General features: G+C 62.7%; 3 protein-coding genes. 2 read left to right on the forward strand and 1 reads right to left on the reverse strand.

Annotation, left to right across the window (positions count from 1 at the left end; all coding sequences use genetic code 11):
- The first annotated feature begins 98 nt into the window (after positions 1-98).
- A complete protein-coding gene (locus tag WAW39_RS13625; protein WP_422319709.1) occupies positions 99-2,303 on the forward strand; it encodes a copper-transporting P-type ATPase in 2,205 nt (734 codons plus the stop codon).
- A 20-nt stretch (positions 2,304-2,323) separates the two neighbouring features.
- On the opposite strand, the gene WAW39_RS13630 is transcribed toward WAW39_RS13625, so the two are convergent.
- Positions 2,324-3,508 (reverse strand): hypothetical protein, encoded by a 1,185-nt coding sequence (locus WAW39_RS13630; protein ID WP_422319711.1) that lies wholly within the window; start codon positions 3,506-3,508, stop codon positions 2,324-2,326.
- Between the two features lie 153 nt (positions 3,509-3,661).
- Between WAW39_RS13630 and WAW39_RS13635 the strand changes: the two genes are divergently transcribed.
- Positions 3,662-7,417, forward strand: a complete 3,756-nt coding sequence (locus WAW39_RS13635; protein ID WP_422319713.1) for a protein kinase domain-containing protein — start codon at positions 3,662-3,664, stop codon at positions 7,415-7,417.
- Positions 7,418-7,734: the final 317 nt, after the last annotated feature.

Genomic DNA, 7,734 nt, shown 5'->3' on the forward strand with positions numbered 1-7,734 from the left:
CCCACGCTCTCCCCACACCCGCAAACCCCGGGCATGAGCACCTTTCGCCAAAAATCGGCTGGTGATGGCGTTGTTTGTGCGGCTACCTTACCGCCGCGATGCTTCCCAACGCACCCACACCTTGCCCGCACTGCTCCTCGCACGAGGCGCAGCCCGCCGCTGCTGTGAAGGAAAACCTGCCTCCCGCCGCCTACATCTGCCCGATGTGCGAGGGCGTCCGTTCCGACAAACCAGGCGCATGCCCGATGTGCGGCATGGCTCTGGAAAAAAATCCACTCGCCCACCGCAACGAGCCCGAATGCTGCGGCGATGGCGGTGACGACGAAGTCAACGACCTCTGGTGGCGCGTGCGCTGGAGCACCGCAATGACCGCCCCGGTAGTCCTTCTTTCCATGGGCATGGATCTCCCGCTCATTCGCGACATCCCTCACGAAGCCTCCGGCTGGATGCAGTTCGTCTGGGCCACGCCCGTCGTCTTCTGGGTCGGCTGGCCCTTGCTGGTACGTTTTGCCAATTCGCTGCGCACCCTGCGCTTCAACATGTTCACGCTCATCGGCCTCGGCGTGCTCGCCGCATGGTTCTACAGCACCGTCGCGCTGGCCGCGCCGAACCTGCTTCCCCACGCTGCCACCCATGGCGGCATGGTGCTCTACTTTGAAAGCGCTGCCGTCATCACCGTCCTCGTGCTGATCGGCCAGCTCCTCGAACTCCGCGCCCGCAAGGCCACCGGCTCCGCCATTCGCGCCTTGATGAATCTCGCGCCCAAAACCGCGCTGCTCGTACGCAACGGCGAGGAAATCGAGACCCCTGTGGATGACATCCAGATCGGCGATGTCCTGCGCATCAAACCCGGCTCGCGCATTCCTGTCGATGGCAGCGTCACCGAAGGCAGCTCCACCGTGGATGAGTCCATGCTCACCGGCGAATCCATGCCGCAGAAAAAGGAAGCGAAAGCCGCAGTCACCGGCGGCACGGTGAACGGCAGCGGCACCTTCCTCATGCGTGCGGATCGCGTCGGCGCGAACACCCTCCTGAGTCAGATCGTGGAAATGACCGCCAAGGCGCAGTCCAGCCGCGCCCCAGTGCAGCGTCTCGCAGACCGCGTCTCCGCCTGGTTTGTTCCCGCAGTCGTGGGTGTCGCAGCCCTCACCTTTCTCCTCTGGTGGCAGTTCGGCCCGCAGCCCTCCTTTGCCTTTGCCGTGGTGAATGCTGTCGCGGTCTTGATCATCGCCTGCCCCTGCGCCCTCGGCTTGGCCACACCCATGGCCGTCACCGTCGGTCTCGGTCGTGGCGCGCAGCTGGGCGTGCTCATCAAGAACGCCGAAACTCTCGAACGCCTGCACGAGATCGACATCGTGATGCTCGACAAAACCGGCACCCTCACCGAGGGCAAACCGTCAGTCACAGAAGTCTTCCCGCTCCCCGGCCTCTCCGCCCGCGATTTGCTCGCCTGCGCCGCCGCCGTTGAGTCCATGAGCGAGCACCCCCTCGCCACCGCCATCGTGAATGCCGCGAAGGAGCGCAACATCCCCATCGCTGCCGTCACCGATTTCCAGTCAGTCACAGGCGGCGGCGTGCTGGGAAATGTCGGTGAAAGCGAAGTCTTCATTGGTCAGGAGGCCTTCTTGAAAAAGAACGGCGTCTTCGTCAGCGCCGAATGCCGCGCCCAATCGGTCAAAATGCAGGAGGAAGGCTGCACCGTCGTGGTCGTCGTGCTCAATGAAAAACCGCTCGGCCTCATCGCCATCAAGGACAAAATCAAGCACTCCGCCCCGCCAGCCATCGCCGCGCTGCACGCGCTCGGTATGAAATTGCAGATGATCACCGGAGACGCTCTCGCCACCGCGCAGCGCGTCGCCAAAGACCTGAACATCGACGAAGTCGCCGCCGAAGTCTCCCCCAAGGAAAAACTTCTGCACGTCTACCAGGCACGCGGCAAGGATCGCCACGTCGCTTTTGCCGGAGACGGCATCAATGACGCTCCCGCCCTTGCCGCCGCCGATGTCGGCATTGCCATGGGCAGCGGCACCGAAGTCGCCATTCAAAGCGCCGCCGTCACACTGGTGAAAGGAGACCTTCGCGCCCTGCATCAGGCCTTCGCCCTCAGCCACGCCACCATGAAGGTCATCCGCCAGAACCTCATGTTCGCGTTTTTATACAACGGCCTCGGCATCCCCCTCGCCGCCGGCATCCTCTATCCCTTCACCGGCTGGCTGCTCAATCCCATGATCGCCAGCGTGGCCATGTCCTTGAGCAGCGTGTCAGTGATTTTAAACAGCCTGCGCCTGCGCCAGTTCAAGTAACAGCGCTGCACCATTCACGGTCACATCACAAAAATCGACGTCACCAGTTTCCGATCACTCACCTTTTCAGGTTTGGAGCTTCCGTCCTTCTGCACAAAAACACCCGCGCCGTTGGAAAAATAGACCGTTTCATTCGCGCCCACCGCATAGGCCATGACGCCTTCGCAGACGACTTGGGCTTCACCATCGGGCACATGCCGCATCAGTTGCCAGTTGCGCGGCACAAAATGACTCAGCTCATTCTGCGCGGCATGCTTCATGGCCTTCTCCATGTTCACCCAGCGGCCATGCAGAAACACAGCCTTGGGGTCAGCCGCCTGCGGTTGCGGCGGCCTGCCTGCCGTTTGCAAAGGCTTGCCCGAAAACAACATCGAGAACACATTCAAAAAGCCAAAAACAGCCCTCACCAGACGGAAGGGAAACAGCACGATGTCCTTCAGAATGTTCCAAAACGACGGCGTATGAAAGGGCTCATACGGCCTGCGCAGGTAGTAAAGCGTTCCCTCCGGTGAGAACGAGGGGCAGAGAAAATCATACCGCACGTCCTCCGCCACGGTTTCCATGTCTCCGGAGTCCAGATTCAAACGGTGCAGCGTCGCCGGTCCCAGCCCTGCCCACTCATGGGTTTGCGCATGACGGGCAATGCCGCACGTCTGATACACCAAAGACCGCGCGTTACCCGGCTCCCACACAGGAAAAGTATCCAGCGAGTCCCCCTCAGTCAGTTCCATCAGTCCCCCGCCGCCTGCCTCAGGTTTGAACAGGCAGATGCGGCTCACGCCATGATCCTGCGCAGCCGTCAGTAGCCATTCGGCACTCTCTTCATTTCGGCGCGTGGAGATCGAACTGAAACGATGCTTCGGGCCATGCAGCAGCCGGCGCTCGTACTTCTCGCCCGGGTTGTATTCAAACAGTGCACGAACCTCATTCGCATCGATCGCATAGCACACGTGCCCGTCCTGACTGCCCGCGCAGGAAAACTCGCTGCGAAAAGTGTCTTCGACACTGGCCGGCTCGGCCGTCGGCAGCCCTCCCCGCATAAATCCCGCACCGCTTCCACCGCTCCGAAAACCCTGCCGGTCCTGCACGCTCTGCAGCCGCCTCTTCAAATTGTTGGAAAATTCCGAAACGATCTCCTCCTCGCGGCCGCCCGTCGGTTTGAGATAAAGCCTGCCGTTGGAGATGTAGCCAATTTGCGGATTCATGAGGAATGTTCGTATGGAAACTTTGCTGACAAAAGATGACCGCATGCAAACACAAGCCCATGAAAGGGTCCAACCTTTTTGCTTCCCACGGCTTACAAGGCTTGCCCGCACCCCGGTTCTCTGAAACATTGCCCCCGTATTTCCTCTTCACCCGTGAACCCTGATCCGGCCAAGCCAGCTCCACCCTCCTCCTCAAACGAGGATGCGAAGTTCATGCCACCCGCTGAGGCACCGACAGGAATGATCACTCTGGGCCCGGAGGACGTGACCATCGCGATTCCCAATCTCAAGCCAGTGACCCCGCCGGTCACGCCCAAGCCTCCCGCTCCCGAGCCACCCACCGGCAATATCACCCTGGGCCCCGAAGACCAGACCATCGCCATCCCCAATCCCAGCCGCAGTCTCCCTGCGGCTACGATGGGCAGCGGATCGAATCAAAAATTTGCGCCCTCTTTGGACACCGGCAACATCACGCTCGGTCCGGAGGATCAGACCATTGCCATCCACACGGGCAAACCGGGCACCCTGCCCGGTGCCGCCACGCTTCCCGGCGCCTCCACCATGCCAAGCCACGGCGGCCTCCCTGCCGCCACGGCGGGCTCCATGGCCTCCATGGGCACCACCTCCAGGCCGCGCTCCCACATGGAGTCCCTCACCGGCAACGACGGCTGGATCGGCGATCGCTACCGTCTGCTCGACAAACTGGGCGAAGGTGGCTTCGGCGTCGTCTATCGTGCCGAGCAGGTGAAGCCCATCCACCGCATCGTCGCCATCAAGATCGTCAAGGCCGGCGTCACCTCCTCAGACATCCTCGGCCGCTTCGCCATTGAGCAGCGCACGCTCGCCATCATGGAGCACCCAAACATCGCCCGCATTCTGGACGCGGGCGAGACAGACATCGGTGCCCCTTTCTTCGTCATGGAGATGGTCAAAGGCCGCTCCATCACCAGCTACTGCAAGCAGAACGATCTCAATCTGCGCCAGCGCCTCGCCCTCTTCATTCCGGTCTGCCGCGCCGTGAATCACGCCCATCAAAAAGGCATCATCCATCGCGACATCAAGCCCGGCAACATCATGGTCATGGACGAAGCCGGCAAGGCCGTCCCCAAAGTCATCGACTTCGGCATCGCCAAGGTTCTCGAAGGCGAAGGCTCCGGCCACACCATCGCCACCGGTGTCGATCAACTCGTCGGCACCCCGGGCTACATCAGCCCGGAGCAGATCGAAAACGGCAGCTCGCATGTCGATACCCGCTCAGACGTCTATGCCCTCGGCGGCGTCTTCTTCGAACTCGTCTGCGGCCGCGCTCTCATCACCCCTTCGGACATCGCCGCAAAGCCCATCCACGTGCTGCTGCGCGATCTCGCGGAGAAAGATCCCCCCAAGCCCTCCACCATCGAGCCCACCGTTCAGGGAGACCTCGACTGGATCGCCCTCAAGGCCCTCGAGCGCGACCCCAACCGCCGCTACGGCAGCGCCGACGATCTCGCCGACGACATCACGCGCTACCTCAGCTTCGAGCCCATCACCGCGCGTCCGCCCAGCAGAAGTTACCTTATCGCCCGGTTCGTTCGCCGTCACCGTGTCGGCGTCGCCGCCGCCATCGCCATCTCCCTCGCCGTCCTCATCGGCGGCATCACCAGCACCGCCTTGTACTTCACAGCGGAGCGCAACCGCATCGAAGCCGAGCTCGGCCGCGAAAACCTCAAAAAATCCTTCAGCCGCTCCGACGAGCAGATGGCCCGCCAGTTCACCGAGCGCGGTCAGTACAACGACGCCGTCGCCTATCTCACGCGCTCCTTGCGCACCGATCCAGCCAACGAGCTCTCCTCCACCAATCTCCTCTCGCTCCTGGCAAACGTTCACCTCATTCGTCCAGACACCGCCCCGCTGGCCCTGCCCGAAGGAACCGTGGAAGCCGCCAAGGTGGCCGTCAGTCGTGAGACAAACAAAGTCATCGCAGCCTCTTTCCTCAAGCCCAAGGCCACCCCCGGCCAGGTGGCCGTGCGCGCACCCCGCCGTGAAATCATTTCCATCTGGGACATGAAAACCGGCGAGCGCACCGATCACCCCGTCCCGCCCGGCGTGGAAATCACCTGCCTCGATGTCACCCCCGACGGCCAGCAGGTCGTCGTCGCACGCGACGATGGCAACGTCGAGCTCTGGAACCTCAAAGACGGCAAGCGCCGCACCCTCCAGCCCCGCCTGCCCATTCTCGTCACCTGCATCGCCTTCTCCGGCAATGGCACCAAACTCCTCGCCGGCAGTGAAGTCGATGCCGCCGACATGGGCTCCATCCACCTCTGGGATCTACGCCAGCCTCAGGAACCCGCCGTCGTCATGCAGCAAAAAGGCGCCGTCGGAGAGATCGCCGTGGACAACGACGGCGTCTTTGCCGCCTCCATTTTCAGCGGCAGCCTCATCGACCCCAAGGGTCCCGACGGTGCCGCCACCACCTGGGATCTCCGCCTCGGCAAGGCCGTCGGTGATCCCATCGAAGTCGACAAAGGACTCCTGCATGTCGCCATCGAGCCCGTGCAGGAGTTGATCGCCCTCGGCATGAACAAGGGCGAAGTCTTCGTCGGCAGCTTCCGCAATCAAGACGATGTGCATCCTCCGCTCATGCATCCGTCCTCCGTGACTTCGCTCGCCTTCAGCGCCGATGGCCAGTCCGTCGTCGTAGGCGACGGCGGCGGCTACGTGCACGTCTGGAATATCAGCAACGGCCAGCTCCGCTATCCCATCCGCAAGCATGACGGAGAAATCATCAAAGCCATGCCCGCCACGGACACCAGCCTCATCACCACCGTCTCAAGGCATGGCGATGTCAGCGTGTTCGACATTCAAACCGGAGCCCTCCTCTCCTCCCACATCGATCACACCGTCAAAGACGCCAAATTCACCCGCGACGGCTCCCTGCTCGTGATGGCTCCCGGGGGCAATCCCTTCGTGCAGGCTTGGGACGTTCATGAGCGCATGTCCGGCCGCAAATTCGTCGATGTCCTCGACAAAAATCTCATCACCCGCATCAAAGGCCCGGACAATTCGCCCGAGCAGCTCCGCTACTCCGAAGCCGGCGGCGCCAACCGCAAAAAGACCATGTACGCCGCCGCAGATCCCGACGGCACGGTCTTCATCTACGATGCCAAAACGCTCAAGCCCCTCGGCAAGCCCTTCCATCATCCGCCGGCCGTCGGTGCCGTCACGCTCAGCCAGGATGAAAAACTCCTCATCACCTCCGGCCGTGATCGCGCCGTCCGCGTCTGGGACATCGCCACTCGCCAAAACATCGTCACCATGCAGCATCACTCCTATGTGCCGGTGATCGCCCTCAGCCCCGATGATCAGCGTCTCGTCACCGTCACGGATGAAGGCGAACTCCGCGTCTGGGAGCTCCGCACCGGAGACTGCCTCACCCCCGGCATCCGCGATACCCCCCGCAGCAGCGATGACGAAGAAGGCATCGTCGTCGCCCGCGTCTCGGATGACGGCAGCAGCGTCCTCTTCCGCGTCGCCGGCCACGGCTTTTTCAGCGCCGCCATGCCCCCCAAAGGCACCCACTTGCCCGAGTGGTTCCTCAAGCTCGCCGAAGGCCTCGCCCGCCTCCATCTGAATCCAGCAGGCAACATGGAGGAAATCTCGCTGGACGACTACGAAGCCGCCGTCGCCGCCATTCCCAAAAAGCCCGCCAAAGGCGAAGAAACCGCCGTCACCTGGGCACGCTGGCTCCTCGCCACCGCCTCCACCCGCCCCCTCTCCCCCTTCGAGCGCCAGTCCTTCGACGACTACCTCGCCTCCCTCAAACAGCAGGGCTCCCCCGCCGCCGCCCGCGAACTCCTCCGCTTCCGCCCCAAAGACCGCGACGCCGCCGACCGCGCCAAGCTCCTCGTCCCCGCCCTGCCGAAATAAAGCAGCCCAGTTGCGCCGCAGCTGGTTGGAAAGTCGTCATGCGCTCATGAGGTTGCCGAAAAACCGCCAGTGAAGTGGTCCGCACACTCCGTGTGCGGTTTCCGGCAGTCAGTAGACAGCCCGTAGGATGGGGGTGGCGACAGCTCGCGTGTCCTTCGAAGCACGTAGTGCGAAGAATGGGCCCGTCTCCGAGCGCGCACCCACCACCCTGCCGCTCAAAGAGTCCAAAATAGGGCTCTACACGCGTTCTCATCAGCCGCGATCACACCGCCAGCCCAGCGTGGAGTGGTCCGCACATTCCATGTGCGGTTCCCGGC

The sequence above is a fragment of the Prosthecobacter sp. genome (genome assembly GCF_049294395.1).
Taxonomy (GTDB): Bacteria; Verrucomicrobiota; Verrucomicrobiia; order Verrucomicrobiales; family Verrucomicrobiaceae; genus Prosthecobacter.